21 protein-coding genes are annotated in these 26,170 nt (G+C 41.7%); 11 read left to right on the top strand and 10 right to left on the bottom strand.

Going from position 1 to position 26,170, the window contains the following annotated elements:
- Positions 1-5: 5 nt before the first annotated feature.
- Both EO130_RS07025 and EO130_RS07020 read left to right on the top strand, forming a co-directional pair.
- The gene (locus tag EO130_RS07025) at positions 6-1,973 is read left to right on the top strand and encodes an LTA synthase family protein (protein ID WP_127140820.1); all 1,968 of its coding nucleotides are present in this window, start codon (positions 6-8) and stop codon (positions 1,971-1,973) included.
- Positions 1,970-2,857 carry a diacylglycerol/lipid kinase family protein gene (locus EO130_RS07020; RefSeq protein WP_127140819.1) on the top strand — a complete coding sequence of 296 codons (888 nt, stop codon included), beginning with the start codon at positions 1,970-1,972 and terminating at the stop codon, positions 2,855-2,857. Before EO130_RS07025 ends, EO130_RS07020 begins: the two co-directional genes overlap by 4 nt.
- Before the next feature lie 32 nt (positions 2,858-2,889).
- Here EO130_RS07020 and EO130_RS07015 read toward each other — a convergent pair whose 3' ends face one another.
- Positions 2,890-3,381 (bottom strand): PAS domain-containing protein, encoded by a 492-nt coding sequence (locus EO130_RS07015; protein ID WP_127140818.1) that lies wholly within the window; start codon positions 3,379-3,381, stop codon positions 2,890-2,892.
- Between the two features lie 406 nt (positions 3,382-3,787).
- On the opposite strand from EO130_RS07015, the gene EO130_RS07010 reads away from it, so the two are divergent.
- The 5 genes from EO130_RS07010 to EO130_RS06990 all read left to right on the top strand — a co-directional run bounded on the left by EO130_RS07010 (position 3,788) and on the right by EO130_RS06990 (position 12,873).
- Entirely contained in the window at positions 3,788-5,062 is a 1,275-nt protein-coding gene (locus tag EO130_RS07010; protein WP_127140817.1) for a ribonucleotide-diphosphate reductase subunit beta, read from the top strand.
- A gap of 2 nt (positions 5,063-5,064) precedes the next feature.
- Complete coding sequence (locus EO130_RS07005) at positions 5,065-6,855, top strand: ribonucleoside-diphosphate reductase subunit alpha (protein ID WP_127140816.1); 1,791 nt, start codon at positions 5,065-5,067, stop codon at positions 6,853-6,855.
- 269 nt (positions 6,856-7,124) lie between these two features.
- Positions 7,125-11,270 carry a T9SS type B sorting domain-containing protein gene (locus tag EO130_RS07000; RefSeq protein WP_127140815.1) on the top strand — a complete coding sequence of 1,382 codons (4,146 nt, stop codon included), beginning with the start codon at positions 7,125-7,127 and terminating at the stop codon, positions 11,268-11,270.
- Between the two features lie 2 nt (positions 11,271-11,272).
- Positions 11,273-12,211 carry a PorP/SprF family type IX secretion system membrane protein gene (locus EO130_RS06995; protein ID WP_127140814.1) on the top strand — a complete coding sequence of 313 codons (939 nt, stop codon included), beginning with the start codon at positions 11,273-11,275 and terminating at the stop codon, positions 12,209-12,211.
- A gap of 80 nt (positions 12,212-12,291) precedes the next feature.
- Positions 12,292-12,873, top strand: a complete 582-nt coding sequence (locus EO130_RS06990) for a precorrin-2 dehydrogenase/sirohydrochlorin ferrochelatase family protein (RefSeq protein WP_127140813.1) — start codon at positions 12,292-12,294, stop codon at positions 12,871-12,873.
- A gap of 135 nt (positions 12,874-13,008) precedes the next feature.
- On the opposite strand, the gene EO130_RS06985 is transcribed toward EO130_RS06990, so the two are convergent.
- The 8 genes from EO130_RS06985 to EO130_RS06950 all read right to left on the bottom strand — a co-directional run bounded on the left by EO130_RS06985 (position 13,009) and on the right by EO130_RS06950 (position 18,160).
- The gene (locus EO130_RS06985; RefSeq protein ID WP_127140812.1) at positions 13,009-13,338 is read right to left on the bottom strand and encodes a YegP family protein; all 330 of its coding nucleotides are present in this window, start codon (positions 13,336-13,338) and stop codon (positions 13,009-13,011) included.
- Positions 13,339-13,509: 171 nt separating this feature from the next.
- A complete protein-coding gene (locus tag EO130_RS06980; RefSeq protein WP_127140811.1) occupies positions 13,510-14,709 on the bottom strand; it encodes a glutamate-5-semialdehyde dehydrogenase in 1,200 nt (399 codons plus the stop codon).
- A 5-nt stretch (positions 14,710-14,714) separates the two neighbouring features.
- Positions 14,715-15,485, bottom strand: a complete 771-nt coding sequence (gene proB / locus EO130_RS06975) for a glutamate 5-kinase (protein ID WP_127140810.1) — start codon at positions 15,483-15,485, stop codon at positions 14,715-14,717.
- A 3-nt stretch (positions 15,486-15,488) separates the two neighbouring features.
- On the bottom strand, positions 15,489-16,295 hold the full coding sequence (proC, locus tag EO130_RS06970) for a pyrroline-5-carboxylate reductase (protein ID WP_127140809.1): 807 nt from the start codon (positions 16,293-16,295) through the stop codon (positions 15,489-15,491).
- Positions 16,296-16,334: 39 nt separating this feature from the next.
- Positions 16,335-16,526: a hypothetical protein gene (locus EO130_RS06965; RefSeq protein WP_127140808.1), complete on the bottom strand. Its 192-nt coding sequence runs from the start codon at positions 16,524-16,526 to the stop codon at positions 16,335-16,337.
- Positions 16,527-16,558: 32 nt separating this feature from the next.
- Positions 16,559-16,756: a 30S ribosomal protein S21 gene (gene rpsU / locus EO130_RS06960; RefSeq protein WP_127140807.1), complete on the bottom strand. Its 198-nt coding sequence runs from the start codon at positions 16,754-16,756 to the stop codon at positions 16,559-16,561.
- A gap of 8 nt (positions 16,757-16,764) precedes the next feature.
- Complete coding sequence (locus EO130_RS06955; RefSeq protein ID WP_127140806.1) at positions 16,765-17,208, bottom strand: GNAT family N-acetyltransferase; 444 nt, start codon at positions 17,206-17,208, stop codon at positions 16,765-16,767.
- A 448-nt stretch (positions 17,209-17,656) separates the two neighbouring features.
- Positions 17,657-18,160: a pyridoxamine 5'-phosphate oxidase family protein gene (locus EO130_RS06950; RefSeq protein ID WP_127140805.1), complete on the bottom strand. Its 504-nt coding sequence runs from the start codon at positions 18,158-18,160 to the stop codon at positions 17,657-17,659.
- A gap of 372 nt (positions 18,161-18,532) precedes the next feature.
- On the opposite strand from EO130_RS06950, the gene EO130_RS06945 reads away from it, so the two are divergent.
- The 4 genes from EO130_RS06945 to EO130_RS06930 all read left to right on the top strand — a co-directional run bounded on the left by EO130_RS06945 (position 18,533) and on the right by EO130_RS06930 (position 25,032).
- Positions 18,533-19,366 carry a GLPGLI family protein gene (locus EO130_RS06945; RefSeq protein ID WP_127140804.1) on the top strand — a complete coding sequence of 278 codons (834 nt, stop codon included), beginning with the start codon at positions 18,533-18,535 and terminating at the stop codon, positions 19,364-19,366.
- A gap of 49 nt (positions 19,367-19,415) precedes the next feature.
- A complete protein-coding gene (locus EO130_RS06940) occupies positions 19,416-22,130 on the top strand; it encodes a carboxypeptidase-like regulatory domain-containing protein (protein ID WP_127140803.1) in 2,715 nt (904 codons plus the stop codon).
- A 1,244-nt stretch (positions 22,131-23,374) separates the two neighbouring features.
- Positions 23,375-23,725, top strand: a complete 351-nt coding sequence (locus tag EO130_RS06935; protein WP_127140802.1) for a helix-turn-helix domain-containing protein — start codon at positions 23,375-23,377, stop codon at positions 23,723-23,725.
- The gene (locus EO130_RS06930) at positions 23,719-25,032 is read left to right on the top strand and encodes a type II toxin-antitoxin system HipA family toxin (RefSeq protein WP_127140801.1); all 1,314 of its coding nucleotides are present in this window, start codon (positions 23,719-23,721) and stop codon (positions 25,030-25,032) included. Before EO130_RS06935 ends, EO130_RS06930 begins: the two co-directional genes overlap by 7 nt.
- Before the next feature lie 28 nt (positions 25,033-25,060).
- On the opposite strand, the gene EO130_RS15405 is transcribed toward EO130_RS06930, so the two are convergent.
- A partial coding sequence (locus tag EO130_RS15405) for a hypothetical protein (protein ID WP_164732890.1) occupies positions 25,061-26,170 on the bottom strand: 1,110 nt, incomplete at its 5' end.

Below are 26,170 nucleotides of genomic sequence, written 5' to 3'. Positions count from 1 at the left end.
TATTTATGGTTAAAAAAATATTTCCGTCCCGTTTTTCGATCATCAACGCTTTTGCATTGTTGTTTTTGATTGTTTCATTCGTGGTTAGGTCCATTTTCCTTGCCATGGATTTCTCTCAAGTGGAACATTCCTTTTTTGGATTGGTCAAGGTCTTTATTATAGGATTGTTCTTCGATATAGGCGCGCTGTCATTTTTTTATACGGTAGCGGCCTTGTATTTCATGTTGTTACCCGAGAAATTCCATGGCTCGGTCGTGGACCGAATAATATGTTATCTTGGATGGTCTCTGGGTTTGCTCATTGTTTATTTCTCTTTTTTCGCAGAGATTACGTTTTGGGATGAGTTCCAAAGACGATTCAATTTTATTGCCGTTGACTACTTGATATATACCTACGAGGTTGTAAAAAATATCAATGAATCCTACCCATTGCCCCTTCTTATTGGTGGTATGTTGTTTTTAGTCGTGCTCACAACGTGGTACGCTAATAGGAAAGGGGTTTTTAAATGGGCATTTCAGTCAACTAGCACTTTCCGGCAAAAAATGGTGCCAACCATGTTGGCTCTCGGAATAATGCTTTTGTATAGTGGAAAAGTCGAGAACGAAGATGCAGAACAGTCGGACAATAGGTACAACAATGAGTTGTCCAAAGCAGGAATCTATTCCTTTTTTGCGGCCTTTAGGAACAACCAGCTCAGTTATACAGAATTCTATCGAACCATTCCCGAAAATGCCGCCCTTTCGGTTGTAGAGAATCATATAAAGTCTCCTTCGGATAGTTTGCTCTTTCCGGATAGGAGCATTCTTCGGTTGGTAAAAGGTTCTGATGAAGAACGGCCAAACGTTGTCCTTATCTGTGTGGAGAGCTTAAGTGCTGATTATTTAGGGGTTTTCGGTAACAAAAAGGGACTGACCCCCAACTTGGATTCCATTGCTAGAGCAGAGACGTATTTTACCAATTTGTACGCCACTGGAACAAGAACGGTGAGGGGTATGGAGGCCATTACTTTGGCCGTACCGCCCACACCTGGAAGAAGCATTGTCAAGCGGGAGCGTAACCAAGGTCTTTATACCATAGGAGAAGTTTTTAAAAGCAAAGGCTATTCAAGAACTTTCTTCTATGGTGGAGATGGTTACTTTGATAACATGGATAAGTTTTTTAGTGGGAACGGATTTGATATTGTAGATAGGGGCAGAGGTTTTTTACCGTCCGGAGATATAGTGACAGATCGGAAGAACATAGAGGATGGGGAAGTGACCTTTGAGAATGCATGGGGAGTTTGTGATGAGGATATTTTTAAAAGAGTGCTTAAAGAGGCAGATATATCCTCCGCAGAAGGAAAGCCATTCTTTAGTTTCGTTATGACTACTTCCAACCATAAGCCTTATACCTATCCAGAAGGAAAAATAGATATTCCCTCCGGTACCGGAAGGAACGGGGCTGTAAAGTATACCGACTATGCCATTGGAAAGTTTTTGAGAAATGCAAGGAATAAACCATGGTATAAGAACACTGTTTTTATAATTATGGCGGACCATTGTGCCAGTAGTGCTGGAAAATGGGAGTTGGATGTGGCCAATTATCGCATTCCGGCCATCTTGGTCAATTTTGATGGTCTAGAACAACAAAAGATTGACATCCAATGCTCTCAGATAGATGTAATGCCTACAGTCTTTTCATTGATGGGATGGGAATACAAGAACAACTTTTTTGGCAGGAATGTATTTGCCTTGGATTCTTCGGAACAGCGGGCTTTTATTGGTAATTACAGGAAATTGGGACTTTTGAAGTCGAAAGCGCTAATGGTTTTGGGCGATGGCAAGACGGCAAATCAGTATCAATGGGATCCAGAGGAGAACAGTTTGAAAAAGAGTCCTATGGACACACTTTTTTTGAACGAAGCCATCTCTTATTATCAATTGGCCGATTTTCTATATAACCATGGCGGGCTGAACTCAAATCTGGGACTATGACGGATATCCATTTTATAGTGAACCCCATTGCTGGTAAAGGAGGTCAGGTTTTGGACAAGGTTACCCTGTCCAAATATTTTGACCCCCAGTTCTATCATATAACTGTAAAGACCTCCAATTATGCTGGGCACGCATCAAAACTGGCTCAAGAGTCCCTTGGTGAAGGGGCCAAAGTTCTGGTGGCCTGTGGAGGGGATGGTACCATCAATGAGGTGGCCTCTTGTTTGGTCCGGACCAAGGTGTTGTTGGGGATTATACCTATGGGGTCCGGAAATGGCCTGGCCGAAAGCCTGGGGATTCCTCGAAGACTTCAAGAGGCAGTTGATATTATTAAGAAAGGAAGGACCAGTGTAATTGATGTGGCCTTAGTAAACGGAAAACCTTTTTTTTCCAACATGGGCATCGGATTCGACGCAAAAGTGATTTCCAATTACAACAAAGCTAGTGGCCGAAGGTTTTGGGCCTATCTAAAGGCGGTTTTTAAATCCATTAGAGAATTTAAACCAGTCGAAAACATCAACGTGGAACTCAATGGGAAAACCTTTAGTGTAAATCCATTTATGTTCTTTGTTTCTAATTCCAAGGTTATGGGCTATGATATTTCCCTTACAAGGATGGCGTCCATGGAAGATGGTCTGTTGGATGTGGTGGTCATAGAAAGCCTCGGCCGTGGGGAGATGCTGTTGGTGGGGCTTATGGTTCTTCTCAAATTGAATCAGTACCTCAATAAAATCCAATATTTTAAGGTAAAGGAAATTAAGCTGGCGTTTGAAGGAGGGCACCGTGACCGCTTAATGCAGGCCGATGGAGAATTACATCATTTGGAAAATAACGAGTTAACGGTATCAATTGTCGGAAAGGCATTAAAGGTGCTTGTTCCGTAGTTTTTTACAAAGGTATGTTGGTTCGCCCAAACTTAAGCAGCCATTAACTCCTTCTCCAGCGCAATAAAATGCGTAAGCTCCTTTTGGGAATCGTAAAGGGGCAATATTTGAATTTTACAGAGATAAGGCTCCCCATTCTTTCGGTGGTTGATTACCGAGCCGCTATAGGTATTGGTAGTCTTTAATTGTTCTCTAATTTCGTCAGTAGTGCTTTTTGGGGTTTGCTTGCCCTGAAGGAAACTTGGCCTTTTGCCTATAGCGAAATGTTTGGTGTAACCGGTCATTTGTGTGAACCCATCGTTTACCCAAACAATGTGTTGCTTGGGGCAGGTCACTACCAACGTATCGTAGTTTTCTTTCAATATGAGGTTTTGGATATGAGTTCCAAGATTCCCGTTAAGTACCTCCCGAAGATGCTTTAGGTCCTCTTCTTTCCTCAAGGTCTTCACCAGCCGATGGTAGGCCTCCAGATAAAAATCAAAACTCAATAACGGGGAGATGGCTTTGTTTGCCGTAATCAACATACTCAAAATGATTTACTTGGGTCAAAAATAAAAACATTATTGAATGGTAGGGGTCTTTGATGACACATTTTTTGTTCATAGACGTTGGCTACACAAAAAAGGGTTGGATACATTGAGAGGATTTTTCAAGGTCTGAAACGGTTCCATATTCGGTGTTTACTGGGGTGATGCATGGGCGAACTGAAAAATTGTTAAAGAACTGTGAAAAAGTATTTCTAAAATTTCGAATTCGGACCCAATTTTTCGGAGCCCTTGATTTACGTTTGCTCCCATGGATTTTTATTGGCCGAAAAAACAAATGTTGATAAAAGTGTTAAGAACCTGATCGGGTCAACTTAAAATCTAAGTAAAGAAAATAGGAATTTTACAGTCAAGCTATTTTTTTCAACTCCAAACCGTTTTCTTCATGCAGATTACTCATATAACTAAGAGGGATTTTAGTACGCAAGAATTTGACTTGCACAAGATTACAAACGCAATCTTGAAAGCCATGACGGCCGTGGAACATGGCCAGATCAACGATGCGCAGACCATTGCCGACAACGTTAACCAAGTGTTGTTGGAACGAAAAAGACAAGATGAACAGTACGTGCCCACGGTGGAGGAAGTGCAGGATGTAGTGGAGAACGAACTTATGGACAGTGAGTTCCACGATGCGGCAAAAGCCTACATTATTTACAGGAACAAGAGGGCCCAAATGCGTGAGTCGAATATCTTCGAAAAGCGTATCAACCTAAAGCCCTATGAGTACCCACAATTGTATGAATACGTTCCGGCAATCAGACACTCTTATTGGATCCATACCGAGTTCAATTTTACCAGCGATATCCAGGATTTTAAATCTGGGTTGACGGATGTGGAACGCAGTGCCATCAAGAATACCATGTTGGCCATTTCCCAGATTGAAGTGGCCGTTAAGAGCTTCTGGGGCGACATTTATCACAGAATGCCCAAACCTGAAATTGGTTCGGTAGGCGCCACCTTTGCCGAAAGCGAAGTGCGCCATCACGATGCCTATTCCCATCTTTTGGAGATTTTGGGATTGAACAAGGAGTTCGAAAACTTGAAGAAAAAGCCGGTAATCATGAAACGGGTGCAGTATTTGGAGACTGCGCTTAAGAATGCCAAAAGTGAGAACGATAGGGAATATGCTGAATCGATCTTGTTGTTCTCCCTATTTATTGAGCACGTTTCCCTGTTTTCCCAGTTCTTGATCATTATGGCATTCAATAAACACAAAAATGTGTTGAAGGGAATTTCCAATGTGGTTGAGGCTACATCCAAGGAAGAACAGATCCATGGCGATTTTGGTATCGATGTGATCAATATCATCAAAAAGGAACATCCAGAGTGGTTCGATGATGAGTACAAAGAGATGATTCAGGATATCTGTGAGAAGGCATTTGATGCGGAAAGCAAAATTGTGGATTGGATTTTTGAAGCGGGTGAATTGGATTTCTTGCCCAAAAACTTGGTCAACGAGTTTATCAAGAACAGATTCAACAATTCATTGGAGAGCATAGGCATCCCCAAAATATTCGATGTCGACCAAAAACTATTGGAACAGACCGAATGGTTCGATGACGAGATCATAGGAACAAAACACGGAGACTTTTTTGTAAAAAGATCCATCAACTATAGCAAAAGAACACAAAGTATAACTAGCGACGACCTTTTTTAATTATGGAGAAGAGAACACAAATAACCCCGACCACCGACCAAAAGCAGGACAATAAAACACAGGAGCTTGTAAACGCAAGAAAAGATACCTTGTCCAAATTGAAGAACGAAGAAAGTAAAGGCTTCGAATGGTTGAACGAATACAGCCGAAAATTTTTAGCATCCGGATATTTGACCGAGGGAGTTTCCCCAGAGGAACGTATCCGCGAAATCGGCGATAGAGCCGAGGAGATTTTGGGGATACCCGGATATTCCGATAAGTTTTATGGCTATATGTCCGAGGGTTTTTTCTCTTTGGCCTCTCCAGTGTGGTCCAATTTTGGAAAAAAGCGTGGGCTGCCCATCAGTTGCTTTGGTTCCCATATCGATGATGACATGGGGAACATCCTTTATACCCAATCGGAAGTAGGGATGATGTCCAAGCTTGGTGGGGGAACATCGGGTTATTTTGGAAAAATCAGGCATAGGGGAGCGCCCGTTAAAAATAACGGACAAGCCTCAGGTGCCGTCCATATTATGCAGTTGTTCGAATCTATGGTAGATGTGGTCAGCCAAGGGTCGGTTCGTCGCGGTCGTTTTTCTCCATACCTTCCCATTGATCACAAGGATATCATGGAATTTTTGGAAATCGGTACCGAAGGAAACCCAATCCAGCAATTGACCCATGGTGTTACCGTAACCAACCAATGGATGCAAGAAATGGTAGATGGTGACGCGGAAAAAAGAACCGTTTGGGCCAAAGTACTGCAACGAAGGGGAGAGATGGGATACCCATATGTATTCTTCACCGACAACGCCAATGATGGTGCAGCAGATGTGTATAAGGACAAAAAACACCGCATTCACGCCAGTAACCTTTGTACCGAAATCATGTTGCCTTCCAGCGATGATTGGTCGTTCGTGTGCGTACTTTCAAGCGTAAACTTACTGCACTACGATAAGTGGAAAAAGACGGATGCCGTAGAGACCATGGTGCATTTCTTGGATGCCGTGATTACCGAGTTTACCGAAAAATTGGAGGAATACAGGGATTCTTCGGATAGGGAGGACCAACAAACGTTCTTGTTTATGGAGCGTGCCTATAATTTCGCCAAGCAAAACCGTGCCTTGGGCCTAGGTGTATTGGGCTGGCACTCATTGCTACAATCCAAAAGATTGGCCTTCGATAGCCAAGAGGCCTACAACTTGAACAGTGAAATTTTCAGGGAAATCAAGGAGCGTTCCAACAAGGCATCCGAGCAATTGGCAGAACGTTTTGGTGAGCCAGATGTGTTGAAAGGGTATGGAAGACGTAATGCCACATTGAACGCCATTGCGCCAACCACTTCTTCGGCCTTCATTTTGGGACAGGTTTCACAAGGAATCGAGCCTATTTGGAGTAACTGTTACGTTAAGGATATTGCCAAGATCAAGGTGACCATCAAGAATCCATACCTCATGGATCTCTTGGAAGAAAAGGGACAAAATACCCCAGAAGTATGGAAGAGCATTCGTGATATGGATGGTTCTGTACAGCACTTGGATTTCTTGACCGAAGAGGAAAAGGCGGTGTTTAAAACCTATTCTGAATTGGATCAATTGGATATCATTTATCAAGCGGCCAACAGACAGAATCATATCGATCAAGGACAATCCGTGAACATTATTGTACACCCTGATATGCCGACCAAGGAAATCAACAAAATCCACGTTACTGCATGGAAACTGGGATTGAAGTCCTTGTACTATCAGCACAGTATGAATGCCGCACAAAAATTCAAACAAAAGAAAGATTGTGTGAGCTGCGAGGCCTAAAAACCAAAGAAAATTAATTGAATACGTTAGAAAGGGACCCAAAGTTGGGTCCCTTTCTTTTTTAATGCGTAAATCGAACAGTAAACAATGTGGTGGTACTTTGGAGGAATGGCTCCCAAGAGCAGCTTGGAAAGGGTTTTTCTTTCTTCATTTATCGGTGTTTTCACAACAAAAGCCACTTGCCCTACAACATAACTTCCCATTTTAGGCCAGTTCTTGATAAGTTTGGGTAAGCCTTGCCAGATAAGGAAAACCTCATCAACCCAACTATGACCAAACCTCAGTCGCTCCCTATTTTCAGGAACTTTCTGTTGACAGTTTTTCTGCTGTTGGCTACGTTGCAAGTAGGTTTCTCCCAGGATTGTGCAGTGAATGCAGGTCCCGATCTGACTTTTGACCAGACAACCTCTGTTTTTTTAAGTGCCGATACACCAGTGGTTGGTACTGGGACATGGACACAATTGTCCGGTCCTACCTTGGTCACCTTTGCGGATGCCAATAATCCCAACACCCAAGTTTTCAATACAGCTTTGGGAATCTACATTTTTGAATGGACCGTCTCCGATATAAGTTGTAATACCGCATCAGATACAGCTGGAATTACCGTACAGGGGGTTGACCTAGAAATGGAAATGGTGGCGAGCAATACGCTGCCCAGCATTGGCGAGGTCGTTACTTTCACTATAAATTTGAGCAATTTTGGCGATGTGGATGCCACCAATGTAACCATAGCCAACTTGGTGCCTACCGGTTTTGATAATGTAACCGCCATAAATAATGGTGGAACTTTTAGCTTTTTAACGGATGAGGTCACATGGACCGGGCTAACCGTTCCGGTGGGAAACAATACAGTTACCTTAAGTTTTAATGCGACTGTACAGACGCCTACAGGGACGTTAGGGGAGTTCACACACGTGGCGGAAGTGGTTTTTGCCAATCAGTTGGATAGTGACAGCAGTCCCAACAACGATGATGGAGATCAAAGCGAAGATGATGAAGCGACAGTGACCGCGGCACCGTTACAAGCCGATCTTTCCTTGACGAAATCGGTAGTGGGTGGAGATTTGTCCCCTTTTGTGGGGGAACAGATCTCTTTTGAGATATCTATTTCCAACGCTGGACCACATGATGCAACCAATGTCAGGGTGGTCGATCAGTTGCTCTCCGGCTTCAATTTTGTTTCCTATTCGGCAACTACGGGAGCGTATAATCCGGTAAGCGGATTTTGGGAAGTAGGTACTCTATCCAATGGAGCTACGGAAACATTGACCATCGATGTGCTGGTCAATGCTACCGGAAATTACACCAATACGTCCCAAGTAATTGCTTCCGATGCGTACGATATTGATTCAACACCTTCCAATGGGGTATCTTCGGAAGACGACCAAGGCGATATCGTGGTCGCTCCAGCGCCATTGATAGATCTTTCGCTGACGAAAACAATTGATAAATCACCTCCATTGGTTAGCGACAATGTCAGGTTTACCTTAACAGTGAGCAATGATGGTCCAAGTGATGCCACTTCGGTGGAGGTGACCGATTTGTTACCTTCAGGGTATACCTACACCTCGGACAATGGTGGAGGTGCATACAACGAAATTTCGGGCATTTGGGATGTCGGTACTGTGGCCAACGGAAGTTCGGTCAGTCTTAGCATACTGGCCACGGTCAATGCATCGGGAGATTACAATAACGTAGCTGAAATTACCGCCCATGATCAAAATGATGTGGATTCCAGTCCAAACAATGATATTCCTGGCGAGGACGACCAAGACAGTGTTTCGATAATACCAGAACCTCTGGTAGATATTTTCGTGACCAAAACTGTGGATGAATTGATTCCCGAAGTAGGGCAGGAGATTGTATTTACGGTCACCGTTGGCAACGACGGGCCCAGTGATGCCACTAATGTGGTGGTAACCGACCTTTTGACCTCTGGATATCAATTGGTGAATGCCGTTCCATCCACGGGAACCTACAATGCGACCAATGGTTCGTGGGTAGTGGGGAGTTTGGCCAATGGCAGCTCAGAAACCTTGGATATTACCGTAGAGGTACTGCAAACTGGAAACTACTCCAATACCGCCGAATTGACCAATGTGGGGGAGAGCGATGTGGATTCCAGTCCAAACAACAACAATGAAGCTGAAGACGATCAGCAGACGGTGGAACCGATTGTGGTTCCAGTGGCAGATCTATTGTTGCGCAAATCGGTCAACCAATTGAGTCCTTATGTGGGACAAGAGGTGATTTTTACCATAAATATCACCAATTTGGGTCCAAGCGATGCCACGGGGGTGGAGGTCATGGACCTATTGCCCGATGGATATACCTATGTTTCCCATGGGACCACGGCAGGTCTGTACAGTGCAACCTCCGGAATGTGGACGTTGAATGGGGATTTGGCCAATGGAAGAACAAAAACATTGACCATAGTTGCATCCGTAAACAATACCGGAGATTATTTTAATGTGACAGAAATATTCGCTTCCGATCAATTCGACCCCAATTCAATACCGAACAATAACAACATTTTTGAAAACGATCAAGATAGCGCTGGGACCACGCCAGTTCCGTCGGCCGATTTGAATGTGGTGGTAAGTGTCGACGATGCCTTCCCCGATGTGGGCACTCAAATCACCTTTACCACAACCTTGACCAATGAAGGCCCAAGTGATGCACTTGGAGTGCAAGTGACTCAGATAGTCCCAGATGGGTTCACCTACGTTTCCGATGATTCAGGAGGAGCATTTAACCCTTCTACGGGAGTATGGAATCTGGGGTCCGTTCCGTTGGAGTCCCAAACAGAGTTGAATGTAGTGGTTGAAGTAAATCCATCAGGCGACTATACGTTTGGTGTGGAATTGACCAATGCGACCCTATTTGATGCTGATTCCACACCGGGCAATGGAGTGTTGTCCGAAGATGACCAAGCCGAACAGGCTATCACACCAAGGCATGTTACCGATATATCCGTATCCAAAACGGTGAACGATATGAACCCCGAGGTTGGCGATGAGTTGATTTTTACAATCCAAGTACAAAACGAAGGCCCAAATGATGCTTCAGGATTGATTATAGAGGACGAATTGGAGGACGGCTACCAATTTGTTTCGGCCCAAACCACGGCAGGGGTCTACGATGAAATTTCAGGATCTTGGGATTTGCCCTTTCTTGCCAATGGAACATCCCAAACCTTGGAAATTCGGGCTATTGTAAAATCAACAGGAGATTACAAGAACACGGCAGAACTCATTGCATTGGATACGTATGATCCCGATTCCACACCCAATAATAACCTAGGTTCCGAGGATGATCAGGAAACTGTGATTCCCGTACCGGGTGGATTAGCGGACCTATCGCTGACCAATATAGTGGATAACACAACACCCAATGTAGGGGAAGTGGTTCGCTTTGTGATCAGTTTGACCAATAGTGGTCCTTCCGATGCCAGAGATGTAGTGGTCACAGATTTGTTGCCTTCAGGGTTCAGCTACCAATCCCATACTACCACGGCGGGTATTTATGATGCCACCACAGGAATTTGGAACCTTAACCGAAGGATTCTGAACCGGGACACCGAAAGTTTGGAGATTTTGGCGATGGTGAATCCGCCAACAGGGGAGGAAAATGAGTATCAGAATGTAGCTTTTGTGTCGTCAAGTTTGTATCCCGACCCCGATAGCGACCCATCAACAGGTATGGATGAGGATGATTTTATGGATGGACTTTTGGATGACGACGAAGCGACCACTTCTGTTGTACCGCAGACCACCGATTTGGCCATTACAAAATCTGTAGATAACTCGGAACCTAATATTGGTGACGAGGTAACGTTTGAGATTACCGTGACCAATCTGGGTATTGACGATGCCACGCAGATTGGGATTCAGGAGGAATTGCCCTTGGGATATCAGTTTATCAGTGCGGAGACCACAACTGGAACCTATGATGCCGATGCTTCCTTTTGGGAAATGGAGTCCCTGCCCGTATCCGGAACCGCTATTCTGTTGCTAACCGTAGAGGTGATGGATGTTGAGGACTATCAAAACATAGTGAGCATCGCCTATGTGGATCAGTGGGACACCAATGAAAGCAACAATAGGGCCGAAGCATCAGTTGTCCCCAGTTGTTTGGTAGTCTACAACGAGTTTTCGCCCAACGGCGATGGAGTGAACGACTTTTTTAAGATTGATTGTATTTCCCGTTATCCTAATAATTCACTACAGATTTACAACCGGTGGGGGAATATTGTATATCAAACAAGATCCTATAAAAATGATTGGGACGGTACGCCAAATGGTCGTGCCATGGTTCAGCCCGAAGATCAACTTCCAGTAGGTACGTATTATTACATTTTGGATTTGGGTGATGGCTCAGAACCACGAACGGATTGGTTGTATTTAAACAGATAAGGATGGGGATTTCAAGGATACATATTACCAAGGAACTAAGGAAAATCTGTTTTATTTTCCTGTGCGCAATCCCTTTGTTTACTTATGCACAGCAGGACCCTCAGTTTACCCAGTACATGTACAATACCATGAGCGTTAACCCTGCCTTTGCCGGTTCCAATGGGCATTTGACCGCCCTATTGTTGCACCGCTCCCAATGGGTTGGCCTTAATGGCGCACCAAACACACAGGTACTTGCCGTGGATTCGCCCATGGAACACAAATTGGGTCTTGGAGGAATCATATCTAGGGATGCCCTTGGGCCTTCCTCCGAAATTTCTGTGGATGGAAATGTTTCTTACACCATTCAGCTGGACAGCGCCAACAGAAAGCTATCCTTCGGGATGAAATTGGGTGGTCGTATTTTTGATGTGGATTTCTCCCGTGGACTTACAGAAGATGCCGATGTGGCCTTTCAAAATAACATCAAGAGCAAATTTTTCCCCACCATAGGTGCCGGACTTTATTACGATACCAAAAAGGGTTATCTGGGCTTTGCCATACCCAATTTTTTCTCACAAAAACATTACGATGGCGAGGAGCAGGAAATTGCTGCGGAGCGTTTGCACTATTATTTTATTGGTGGAAAGGTAGTGGACTTAACGCCCGATGTAAAACTCAAGCCCGCTTTCTTTGTAAAATGGGTGCCTGGCGCACCTATTATTGCGGATGTCTCGGTGAACGCTATGCTCAAGGAGACCTTTTTGTTTGGATTGGCCTATCGCTGGGACGATTCATTTTCTACCCTACTGGGGATGCAAATCGATGCCAATTTTAGCGCTGGCTACGCCTATGACCTTACCACCTCCAACTTGGCAAATTATAGCGGAGGCTCGCACGAGCTATTTGTTCGCTATGAGTTCAAATCTTCCAAAAAGCAGAAAGAGGAACCGACTTTTTAGACCTTAAGGGGACGAATGAGTTATATCGGCCGTAAATAGTGAGTATCTTTGATCTATCGGAGGTTGAAAACCAATTTGCAATGGAAAGGAACGAACTATATCCAATTTTTCTAAAAGTGGCCAACTTGAACGTCCTTATTGTGGGCGGTGGTAATGTGGGACTTGAAAAATTGACTTTTTTATTGAAGTCCAGCCCAAATGCCCAAGTGCAGATGGTAGCCCCGGAATTTTTGCCGGCTACTTTGGAATTGGCGCAAAAGCATCATGTGGAAATTGTCAAAGACGTATACCAAACTACATATTTGGACGGGAAGCACATGGTAGTTGCCTGTACCGATAAACCCGAAGTAAACGAGCAGGTATACCACGAGTGCCGTGAGCGAAGTACTCTAGTAAATGTGGCGGACAATCCGCCGTTCTGTGATTTTTATATGGGGGGAATTGTTACTAAGGGCAATGTAAAGGTTGCCATTTCCACTAATGGAAAATCCCCGACAACGGCCAAGCGCTTACGCCAATTTTTTGAGGATGTAATTCCGGAGAATATTGACGACCTGGTTAAAAACCTTAACGAATACCGCAAAACCCTTAAGGGCGATTTTGAGGAAAAAGTTGAAGCATTGAACGAGTTTACCAAAGGATTGGTAAACAAGAAGGATTAAAAACTCTTACAATCGAATAATTGAAAAAATTGGGTCCAATTGACGGATGCCTGTATTGATCTGACGGATGAAAAATAAGCACAAAAAAACAGCCACATTGAGCTGTTTTTTATAATGTAAAATATGACTTCGTTTTTAGGAAACTTCCTCTACGGATGCATCGGGAGCATTTTTTTTGACGGAGGCAATGCCATTTTCCATAGCAGATTCACTGGAATACATTTCGCTATTTCCGATAACTTGACCGTTTGATGCCTTTAAATTGAAGTAAGGGCTTCCGTCCTTTGCTTTGTTTCTTTCAAAATTATCATCGTCTTGTGAATGTTTCTTCACAGAATCGATTCCGTTTTCACAAGCCGCTTTTGTGGAATATCCTTGGCTGCTCAAAATTACCTGTCCGTTCCCGGCCTTTAAGTTGAACCTGAACTTTCCGGATTTATCGGTTTTAATCTCAAATTTTCCCATACGTATTTGTTTTTATGTATTAAATCTAGAGATTTTCTTAAAAATTGACCAATAAATACAATGAAAAATGATGATTGAATAAGCTTTTTCCCTTTTTGAGAATATGGATTGATAATAATCCATAAAAAAAGGAGGCAATTTGCCTCCTTTTACATCATTTTTGATTTCGGATTACACCCTAATTTGTCCATCCCCAAACACATAGTATTTGTTGGTGACCAATTGCTTGAGCCCCAAAGGACCTCTGTGGTGCAATTTATCGGTACTGATAGCCAGCTCGGCCCCAACGCCCATTTGTCCCCCATCGGTGAATCGGGTGGAGGCGTTTTGGTATACCGCAGCACAGTCTATATTTTCCATAAAGTTTCTGGCAACTTCATTGTTCTCGGTCATAATGGATGCGGAATGTCCACCGGAATTGGCATTGATTTTCGCGATGGCTTCATCTATATTGTCAACCGCGCCAATAACACATTTCATGGCCAAAAATTCTTCTTGCCAGATGGAATCGTCGGTGATTGCGTCCTCATCTGTCAATACTTTTTTGACTTCATCATCAACGATAATAGAAACATTATTGGCTGAAAGGACTCGCTGCAGTTCCTTCAGTTTGTCCTCATAACCATCTATTTGGGTGTCCATCAAAATTTTATCCAGTGCATTACAGGCAGAAATCTTGTGGGTCTTGGCGTTCAAAATCACTTTTAAACTCTTTTCCCAATCCGCCTCTTTGTGCACATACAGGAAGTTATTACCCCTTCCGCTGATGAGCACCGCGCACTTGGCATGCTCTTTTACAAAAGCAATCAAGCGTTCACCGCCACGGGGTACAATAAGGTCCAAGTCTTGGTCTGGATTCCGTAAAAAATCTTGTGTTTGGGTCCTGTCCATTTCCAAAAACTGGATAAAATCCTTGGACAATCCATTTTCTGTGAGGGCTTGGTGCCAAAATTTGACCAACGCTTTGTTGCTATGGTAGGCTTCCTTACCTCCTTTGAGCAATATTTTATTGTTTGCCTTAAATGCCAACACAGCTGCCTCTATGGTTACATCAGGACGGGATTCATAAATGATCATTATGGTTCCGAAGGGTGCCGTTCTGTTGATGATTTTAAGTCCGTTGTCCAATTCCCTCTTGGAAATTTCCTTGTTGACGGGGTCATCTTGCAGGCGCACCTCTTTTACGGCCTGAATCATTTGATCTACCTTCTTTTGGTCCACTACGAGGCGATCGTACAATGCTTGGTCGTCGCGGTTAAATGCGTCAAGATCTTTTTTATTGGCTTGGAGCAGTTCATCCCGATTTTCATCGAGAATGCGCTCCATGTCCTGTAATACTTTATTTTTTAAATCTGTTTTTAATAATTTCATTATTGTTATTTTGAAACTTTTGTTCCTACGTTCTTTCCTTCTATCACATCCAAGATTACGTTTTCGCGTTTACCGTTTACGATGTAGGAAGGAATGTCGTCTGCTGCAGCTTTTTGGGCATAACTCAATTTGGAGCCCATACCACCGCGGCCTTCGCCTTCTTGCTTGTTTCCTTCTTCTATGTATTTGTCCAAGTCCTCTTTAGGCTCAACTTTTCCTATGACTTTGGAATCTTCCTTTTCGGGATGTCCATCATAGAGACCGTCGATATCGGTCATAAGAATCAACTTGTCGGCCTTCATCAACTGGGCCAGCAATGTGGCCAGCTCATCATTGTCCGAGAACATGGACATGGAAACGGATACGGCATCGTCTTCATTGGCTATCGGGATCACACCTTCAGAGAGCAATCCTTCCAAGCAATTGATCATGTTGTCGCGGTGTACGCCAGGGTTAAAATCCCTTTTGGTAGGGAGTACCTGGGCACACTTCATACCATAATCGTTGAAAATGTTGTAATAGTGCCGCATCATTCTGGGTTGGCCAATGGCAGAATACACCTGCCTACGTTGAGTCTTATCCTTGATTTTAGCTTTTCCCAGAACCTCCTTACCAGCTATTACCGATCCAGAGGAAACCAATATGGTCATGATGTCTCGCTCATAGAGTTCGGCAATTTGTTGTACCAAACTGTTGAGCACTGGTCTTACGATTCTATTGTCTTTATTGGTCATCACATTGGTACCTACTTTGATGACCACTAGTTCTTTGTACATGGTTTAGTATTCTTCGCCAAGTTCCACAGCTCTACCGAATGCTGCGAAGGCGGCTTCTTTGATTAATTCGTTTACATTGTTGTCTTCCATGGAATCCAAGGCGGCCCTGGTGGTACCTCCTTTGGATGCTACCATTTCCATCCAAGTGTCAGGGTTAAGGTTGTTCTGGTTGAACAATTCCACCGCACCGGTAAAGGTTTGGCTGACCAAAACCTTGGAAACGTTTTCGGAGAACCCCATTTGAAGGGCGGCCTCCATCATGCTCTGCATAAAATAGAACACATATGCCGGACCACTTCCGGAGATTCCAGTGGAGGCATCAATAAACTTTTCGTTTTTTACCCTTAGGGATTTCCCCGTGGTGTCCAAAAGCCCTTCAACCATAAAAAGTTCCAATCGGGAAACTTCTTCGGCCGAAACGTAGCTGGTGAGACCCTTGCCGACCTGAGCTGGCAAATTGGGCATCGCGCGGACCACTTTTTTGATTCCCAAGGCTTCTTGGATATAATTAATGGTGACTCCTGCCATGATCGAAATGAACAATTGTTCAGGATTCACTAATTTTTTCATGCGATGAAATAGTTCTTCGGCATGATAGGGTTTTACTGCCAAAAAGATGATATCTGCTTGTGGTACGCAGTCTTCTATCTTATCAATGGCATCGAAATAGGCGATTTTGTCTACCTCTTCGAGTCTTTCCTTTGACTTGTCCAATACCATAATGTTGCGTTTTTTCAACAATTTGGATTTAGACATACCTGTGGCATAGGTAAGCCCCATGTTACCTGCGCCAATAACCAATACTTTCATTGTTTTTATTAAAGGGTTATATACTAAATTAAAATGGTGTTATGCGAGTACATTGCAGTCTTTGCAATCCTTTACCTTACCGTAATAGGTGGAACGGTATCGGTGCAAAGTGCGGACGGGAAGCCCCATGATATACCTTCTTATGTACGTGACACGGGTGGTAAGCTCCCCCATTTTAACGCTATAGCGCTTTTCATACTTGGTTTCCCTTTTAATTCTTGAAAGTCTCATTTTGTTGTTGTTGATACTTTTTGTTTTTGATATTATTGGTCCTCCTGTTCGTTCAGGAATTGTTCCTTGTATTGCGCCTTTTTGAGTGTTTTTCGGCGTTCTACTGATTTTTTTGTGTATTCTTGGCGGTCACGAATCTGGTCCAAACGCTTGGTGTTACGGTATTTCCGTTTGTAGCGTTTGAGTGCTCGTTCGATACTTTCGCCTGGTTTTACTTCAATTTTTAACATATACTAGTTTATCTGTTCAATCTCATTTCTAAATGGGTTGCATTGAACCCTTTTTCTTCGAAAAATTTTTTGTTGGGATACTGGTTTTCATCGGTGATGTGAACGGCAACGTCTCCTTTGCAATATTGGAGCGTGTAGTCCAACAGTTTACTTTCAATATCGTTGTTCCGATGGTCTTTGTGTATGACAAAGAATACCAGGAAATTTTCTGGGATATAATCTCCCATTCCTGTCTTGTTCACAACAGCCAACCCCAGAATATCATCTTTTTCTTCCATGGCAAAAACATATCCTCCCAATCCGGGTATGTCCTTGGTAGAATACTGGATTGCCTTTCTGATTGCTTTTTTGGCAGCTTTTTTTCCTTCTTGATGATCAAAGAGGAAATTGGCAAACCGGTCAGCTTCCATGGTAGAAAGTCTTGTATAGGCATCGTAGGTTTTGATTACCATGCTTTTGTTTTGAACGATAATGGATTACATTTTAGTTAATGGTTTCGAATAGGGCCAAACAGGAATTTCGGAAATCTTTACTTTGCGAACTTCCTTGGTTACAGAGCTACTTCCCAATTAGGGGAAGGTAATTATAGGGTAGGCGGAATGAATTTATCTGATTGGTTTCGAAATACCAGATAATGAAAACTTAGAATCCTGCAATTTTTTCTCTCGTGGAGCTTGACGTTCATCAGGGCAAAGGTAAGCAATGCTGCCCTTAAATCCCAATAATACTGGGCTTTATGTTTTTCCTAACGTTTTACGCCAACTATTTTCCACCTTTGAAAACGTTATAGTTGATACTGGTTTTTGTTTCACTTCCCTATTGAGAAAATGAACAAAACGGGTTGTTCCCAATGCTATTTGACCTTTTGGCTTCCAGTTCACTTTGGGTTTCTCTTTACTCTTACAAATTGACAAAGCCTTTTGTTTCAGAATCCGATGTTTCCTTTACGGAGCCACCTTTACCAATCTTAAAGAACGAAACCAATTTGGCGTTTTCATGGTCCCAATAATAGGCATTTTCCATATTTACACTGATAAGGGCTAAATTGTCATCATCCTTTCCCTTGAACCAATTAAGTAGATCAGGGTTCCATAATTCTGCTCTCTTCTGCTTTGCGATAATGTGGGTGGCATTTCCAAACATTGATACATAATGATGATTTTGTTCGTCACTGTAGATAATTTGAACTCTATTATCTTTCTCAATATCCTCAAAAAGGCCACTGTCTTTTGCAACGAAAAACCACAAGTCTCCTTTTTCATCCATTTGTTGTAGGGTCATCGGGCAAACCGAAAATGGTGTTTTATCCAGGTCACTGGCCATCATTACTGTTTTTTGTTCATCGATTAAGGTTCTTATCCGTTGAAGTCCCTCGGGGCTCTTCATATAGTTTCTTTTGTTCATGGTGTTGCTATGTTTTTTAGGGGTTTTCGAAATTCTTATCATAAATATAAAGCAGGGGAGCAAGCAAGCTTTGCTCAAATGATATGATGTTTAACGGAATCGAAAAAACTATTCAAATTGCGGTTGGTTATTGATTTTTCTTAGAAATACCGGGATAATGGAATTACATTCAAAGCATATAGTTTACCTCTTAAACACCAATAATACCAAGACTTTTGTCTTTGACAATACTTTTGGATTGGTTTAAATGGGTAAAAAAAATCGATTTAGTAAACCAAGGAATTTACATATAGTATGTATTTGTTAATGTTTTAATAAATAAAATGATTATGTTTAATGTTTGTATAAATTGGTTCAACAAAATATGCGATCATGAAAGCATTACTCATCAAAAATTCCCTTTTAGTTTTAGTCCTACTTCTTTCTTTCAGTTCTGATACCCAGGAATTCCAGGGAAAAGCAATTTATTTTTCAAAATCTACAATGGAACTTGGTAGTTGGGGTGCGCGAATGAGCGAAGCTCAGAAAAAACAGATAATGGCACGTTTAAAGAATAGGTTGGAAAAAACCTATGTTTTACACTTTAATAAAGAGGCTTCGGTTTTTTACGAAGAAGAGAAATTGGACGCCATGTCGGGTGCCACTGATTCTTGGGGGAAGAATTTTGCAAGGGGAAGACAATTTAAAAATGTCAAAGAAAATGCTTTGGTACAAAGCCAAGAATTTTATGGAAAAAAATTTCTGGTGAAAGACAAATTGCAGAAAATTGATTGGAAAATGGGCAAAGAATCTAAGCAAATAGGGCAATATACCTGTTTCAAGGCTATGGCTACCGTCCCGTCTGAAGAATTATCCTGGTATGATTTTTCTTGGGGCGATCTTCAAAACGCTGATTCCAAGGAAAACGATTCCACCGATGCTGGCGGGCCTAAGATTAAAATGACCTTGGTAGAGGCTTGGTACACCCCTCAGATATCCGTGGCACATGGTCCTGCTGAATACTGGGGTCTTCCAGGCCTGATATTGGAGGTTAGCGCCGGGAATACTACCATGTTGTGCTCTGAAATTGTGATGAACCCAAACGAGAAAATCAAAATTGAGGCTCCAGATAAGGGGAAGATAATCGGTAAGATGGATTATCGGGAAACAATTATTGAAAAAATGCGTGAAATGAGGGATAACCGAGGCAGAAGCAGAGGCCGTTAATCAATACATTTCTCGAAACCTTTGTTCATGATATTCTTTTACTAAACCTATGAAAAACTGTTTTTGTCTCGCGCTGTTTCTGATAGCTGCAATTTCCCAAGCACAGATTAAATTGGAAGGCGTAGTCCGGGACAGTTTGAACGAACCCTTGGAATTGGCCAATGTGATTGCCATAGAGCAAGAGACCAGTGGACTTGAGTCCTTTGGTATCACCGACGCGTCTGGAAAATTCACCTTGGAACTTGGTAAAAATAAGACTTATGAAATCCAGATTAGCTATGTGGGAATGCAGACCCTAAAAGATACGCTAACAGTACTGGAAAGTGATATTTCCAAAGAGTACAGGCTAAACTCCAACAATGCCCTCAAAGAAGTGGAGCTCGTATATAAAATGCCCGTGGCAGTAAAAGGCGATACCCTCGTCTATGATGCCGACTCCTTTAATACGGGTACAGAGCGAAAACTGGAGGATGTCCTTGAAAATTTACCAGGGGTTGAAATCAATGAAGATGGACAGGTTGAGGTGGAAGGAAAAGTAGTGAATAAGTTAATGGTGAATGGGAAAGACTTTTTTGACGGGGATACCAAATTGGCCACCAAAAATATACCTTCAAAAGCGGTGGATAAAATACAGGTCTTACGTAATTACTCTGAAGTTGGCCAACTAAGCAGTGTTACCAACAATCAGGATAATGTAGCGCTAAACATTAAATTAAGGGAGGGCAAGGAAAATTTTTGGTTTGGCAATGTAACCGGAGGCGCGGGAAAAAGTCCTGACAAAGAACTCTATGTTTTACAACCCAAATTGTTCTATTATAGTCCAAAATACAGTTTGAATTTTATAGGAGACCTAAATAACACCGGTGAAGCCGCGCTCACAAGAAGGGATATCCGGAACTTTGGAGGAGGGTTTAGGGCACCAAGCAGGAGCAGTGGAACAAATATAAATTTAGGAGACAACAGCTTAAATTTCCTCACAAATCAAGGTAATGCCGTTGAAATTGAAAACAAGCTGGCAACAGGAAACTTCAGTTATTCTCCAACTTCTGCGTTGGATTTGAGCGGTTTTATCATCTACAATAGTAGTCGCATAGTATCTCGGGAAACCAGTTTTGTGCAATACACAGATCCGGAATTGGGCATTCCCGATGAGGCCACGGAGCAGTCTAGCCGTGAGCGCTCAAACCAAGGCTTGCTAAAATTGAGCGCATCGTTTCAGCCCAATTTCAACAATCAATTGGATTACGATATACTTGCAAGAGTGTCCGATGATGCCCAGAACCAAAGTCTTTTTTCATCAGTAATTGGAAATACAAGTCAGTTGGATGAAGTTACCCCGTATAGCATCAATCAAAATATAAACTACTACTACACCCTCAACGATAAAAATATCTTTGCCTTTGAGGCACAGCATCTGATAAAAAATGAAAATCCTTTTTACAATGCCGTGTTGGTGAATAATCCACAGGGGACCGATGCTTTTGACACTACTGCCGATGCTCTGGGGTTGGATACCTCGCTGAACACTTATGACCTGGGCCAGAATCGTCGTATTAAGTCCAATCAACTGGATGCCAAATTGGATTATTACAATATTTTGAACACTAAAAGTAACCTGAATCTGACCCTTGGAGCTATTCTGAGCTACCAAGAATTCAATTCCAATATATTCCAGTTTTTGGAAGATGGCTTTCGCTTTGAGCCTACGCCAACTTTTAACGAGGGGCTGGCCATAAACGATACCGAATATAACTTTAGCGACGTTTACCTAGGTGTTCACTACAGGGTTAAACTTGGTAAATTTACGGTTACCCCCGGTTTTTCGGTACATGCTTATGGCAATAGGAATATTCAGTTTGGAGAAACTTTTAAAGAGAACTTTTTCCGTTTCTTGCCCGACTTTGAAACCCGATGGCAGATCAAAAAGAGTGAAGCACTCACACTGAAGTACGATATGCGAAACCAGTTTACGGATGTAACGCGTTTGGCCCAGGGTTTGGTTTTGAATAATTTCAACAATATCCAATTTGGGGCACCCGATCTTCAGAACGCCCTATCGCATAATGTGAGCCTTTTCTATAGTAGTTTTAACTTGTTTAACTACACCAATGTTTTTGTAAGGGCCGCCTACGCCAATAATATTGATCAAATAAGGAGTTTGACCAATTTTGAGAATGTAATTCGAACCAGCACATTTTTTAATTCAAATTTTGCGGATGAAAATGTAAATGTATTCGGCAGGGTTCAAAAGACATTTGGCAAAGTTAGGACTTCGTTGGACACTAGCTTTAACTACAGCAAAATCAATCAATTTATTCAAGGGCAGCGCTCTTTAAACGAAGGTTATACGCAAACCTATACTCCAGGAGTCAGGACAAACTTTAAAGTGGCGCCCAATATAAATTTAAGATACCGATATAGCGTAACAAACAACGACCAAGGAGGACGAAAAACAAAATTTGTGACCATGGCTCCTTCTGCAGAAATTGATGCGTATATCTGGAAAAAGGTAACCTTCCGAACAAATTATACCTATACTAACCAAGATTTGGGCAATGGTTCGTCCCAATCCTTTCAAAATTGGGATGCCACATTAGCATATAGGAAAGACCGTGATGCTAAATGGGAGTATGAAATCAGAGCTACCAATATTCTTGATATAGATTCACAGGTACGGAACAGTGCGAATAATTTATCCGTATTCACTTCGGAAACCTTTATTCAGCCGCGGTTCATAACATTTAGGCTTGTATACACACTTTAAAATCTGTTTCGTTTCGGGTAAGAATATTGCCTGGCCATATAGGTATATTTCGATACTAGACTTATATTCAAAACAAAACAAGTGATATATGAAAGGGAGTTCCCATGAAGATAAAAAAATGGGCCTTCTACGGAAAACATCTTCTCCAGAAGTAAAAAACATGAAAAAGAGTGGCTTTTCGAAAGAATAGGCAGAAAAAAAGCTCCGAGAAATCGGAGCTTTTTGCGGTCTGGACAAGGCTAAAAATTTTGATAAAACAGATTCCTTTTAAGGATTTCCGACTTGGTCAAAATCAAGGGGCTTCGAATACTTCATTTTTAATGAAGAGTATTTTTAAAAGATGTGGGGTTAATCAAGCTTAAGGGATTTTTCTGAGTATTTAGGGTTTTATTGAAGGGTATTACAGGTGCACCCTAAGTTTTATCCAATCATCTTGTTGATTTGTGAAAGTGATTGATTTTCTAATTGTTTTCATATATTCAAAATAGTGCTTTTTTTGCACCACTATCAGATTCTCTTAACTATCAAAAAGATTTGCGAGAGCTTTTTATATAGAGAGACCGCATGTTCTTTACCAACGAACATGAACATGTACAGGAATACGATAAAAAGAAAGCTGAGAACCCTGAGTTTATTCAGTTGGCTATTTTGGTTTCATAGGAACAAGATGGTGTGCTGTGGTTAAAGAATGTATTAACTGAAAAGTCATTGGCTTAACAATACATTCAACCTTTATGGATGCAAGCATTGGCAGGTATGGGTAAAGGAGGCCTTACTCCTGAATTGGCAGACATTCTTGAAGAAAACTTTTTGAAAGATGACTAAGGCAAAATGGTAAGTGCCAAACCCTGAAAACGAAGCTAATTTAGAAAAACTGCGGAATAAATAATTGCTAAGCAATGTGAGGTTTATAAAACTAAAGCGGCTAAATCTAAAGGCAAAATAAAGGGAGGTTCGTGTAGAAGCTTTACGTGCCGGTTTTAAGCAATCATATCATGATAACGACCTTAAAACAATCGTTCAAATTGCAGGCCATATTCCAAACAACTTGTTGATGGAAGATGAAGTCGTATTAGAGTTTTTTCACATATCAATTTCAAGAATGTAATATGTATGATATATCATGCATTAAATAATTAAAAAGCATTTAATGAATGAAAATACATTCATTAAATATTTTATTTTTCTTTAAGTTCACTATATTTGAATGATAAATCATGTATTATAGTTAAAAAATAGGCTTTATGAATGATAATTCACACAAAAAATGGTACGCAAGTAGTGATAAAATGCTGGGCAAAACCATTGGTAATTTCATAAAACATCATCGAACAGAACAACGGTTAACCCAAAGCGAATTAGCAAATAAAGCTAATATCAGTCGTTCCACTTTAAGTTTATTGGAACGTGGAGAAGCCGTTACCCTATCTACGCTGATTCGGGTGTTAAGAGTGCTTAACTTACTCCACATCATGGATGTGTTTAGCATAAACAAAACAATTAGTCCGATAGCATTGGCAAAGGCTGAACGTGCCCGGAGACAAAGGGTTCGCACTAAAACAAATGACCAGGACAAAACGGATTCGGAATGGTAAAAACAGCCTTTGTGAAAATTTGGGGAAAAATGGTAGGTGCAGTTGCCTGGGATGAGCAACAAGAGGTGGGCGTTTTTGAATATGACCCAAAATTTCAGAGTCTAAACTGGAATCTTTCTCCTCTTAAAATGCCAATAAATTCTGGCAATAGAATTTTCCAATTTCCAGAAAACCGACCTTCCAGAAACAGTGAATTCAACACCTTCAAAGGATTACCTGGGCTCTTGGCAGATATTCTACCAGATAAATATGGTAATCAATTGATTAATATTTATTTAGCACAACAAGGGCGTCCTGAAAATAGCATGAACCCTGTAGAGCAATTATGCTTTATTGGTTCCCGAGGAATGGGTGCTCTAGAATTTGAACCAAACACAATAAAACCCAAATCAAATACTATAAAAATTGAAATTGATAGTTTGGTTGAAGTTGCTCAAAAAATCCTTCAACGCCGGGAGTCCTTTAAAGCTAATCTCAAGAAAGAAGAAGAACAGGTCGTAAAGCAATTAATTACCATTGGTACCTCGGCGGGTGGGGCAAGACCCAAAGCGGTAATAGCTTATAATGAAAAAACAAAAGAGGTGCGTTCTGGCCAAACCAAAGTGCCCAAAGATTTTAAACATTGGCTCATTAAATTAGATGGAGTTAGCGATGTGCAATTAGGAGACTCACATGGTTATGGTCGTGTGGAAATGGCCTATTACCTCATGGCAAAAGATGCAGGCATTAACATGATGCCTTGCCAATTATTAGAAGAAAATGGTCGTGCTCATTTCATGACCAAACGTTTCGATAGAGATAATAATACAAAACACCACATACAAACTTTTTGTGCAATCAAACATTTCGATTTCAATGAAGTCAACAGCTACAGTTACGAACAGTTATTTCAAACCATGAGAGAACTCAGGTTGCCTTATACTGCTGCTGAAGAGCTTTTTAGAAGAATGGTGTTTAATGTCTTGGCCAGAAACTGTGACGACCACACCAAAAATTTTGCCTTTTTGTTGAAGCAAGGTGGAAATTGGGAATTAGCACCTGCCTATGATATTTGCCACGCTTATCGTCCAGATAGTATTTGGGTAAGTCAGCACGCACTTAGTATTAATGGAAAGCGGAAGGGTATTTTAGCAAAGGATTTTCTTGTTGTGGCTAAATCAATGAACATTAAGAATCCAAAAAAAATAATTGACCAAGTGGCTATTGCTGTTTCTAATTGGGAAACCTTTTCCGATATAGCGCAAGTAGATGCTGACAAAAAAGAAAATATTAAAAGTACTCTGATCAAGTTAAAAGACATTTCTTAATTTTAGAGTGCTTAATTTTTCACATGGGTTATTCCGTTATCAAAAAACGTTTTAAGTATGCATCGTCCAACAGGCTAAATTTTGAAAGCTCAGTGAGATTTCGGTAGTTGTTCAAGTGTCTGGTCTTTTCTTTTTGCGTTTCCGCCAAATGGTATCCTATGATGGCATAAAAAATAAGATAGTAGTCACAGTAGGACCCGTATTTGATCCTTTCCAGATTCAAATCCTTGAAAATGATTTGTGCCCTTTTGATTTCCCCGGAACAATAACTGACCATAATATCCATGAGGTTGAACAGAAAAATATCCAGATAACTGTGCAAATGGTGCTTGTCAAAAATGGGTTCGTAAAAGGTTTGCAGTATAAATGCCAAGCGTTCCAAGTCCCTGGCCAACATCAAGTGGTGTATGAATTCGTGTAGATATTGTCGAAGATCGGTCTTGTTATCCATTCGGTCCAGAAAACATTGCCAATGGAAGTTTTCATCGTTAGGGTTTCCTTCGATTTTAGCGTAAAGCAATCGATAACCGTAATACCTGCCGACCAGAACATCCGGCAGATGGTCCAGTTCCTTTTCCTCTCGGTGTACGGGAGGTGCCGTCCCTGTGTTCAGATATTGTTTCAGTCCATGGATCAGATCAAGGAAAAGCTGTTCCTCAAAATCGATATCTAATGATTGGGCGGTCTTTATTATTTTTCCATACCGGTGGTTGAGGTTGATGATATCGACATAGATATAAATGCAATAGTACCTAAACTCTTTACAGGAAACCAAGTTTTTGCGAATCCCTTCAAAAAAGGTCTCGGGGACTTGGTTAATGAACTGGAAGACCAAATAGGCCATTTTGGCCGTATATTCGGTCACGTCCACATTCGCTTTTAAGAAGGGGATATTAAGAGGCTCAAAAAGGTCCTTTGCATTGTCCCAGTTTTCGAGGTACACCGCATGTTCAAAAAGACTTGAAACATAATAGACCGAATTATATTGTTTGTATTGTTGGACCAAAAACGCAAAATCTCCCGGTTCCAACCGGGACTTATGTTTGAGGCGCTGCATCTCGGCATCGTTGAACCATTGGTGGTTTTTGTTTTTTGATCTGACATAATCGGAAAACGAGAGATATCCCAAAAAACGGGC

It is taken from the genome of Flagellimonas marinaquae (assembly GCF_003992675.1).
GTDB lineage: Bacteria > Bacteroidota > Bacteroidia > Flavobacteriales > Flavobacteriaceae > Flagellimonas > Flagellimonas marinaquae.
This window is presented reverse-complemented; position numbering and strand designations above follow the sequence as displayed.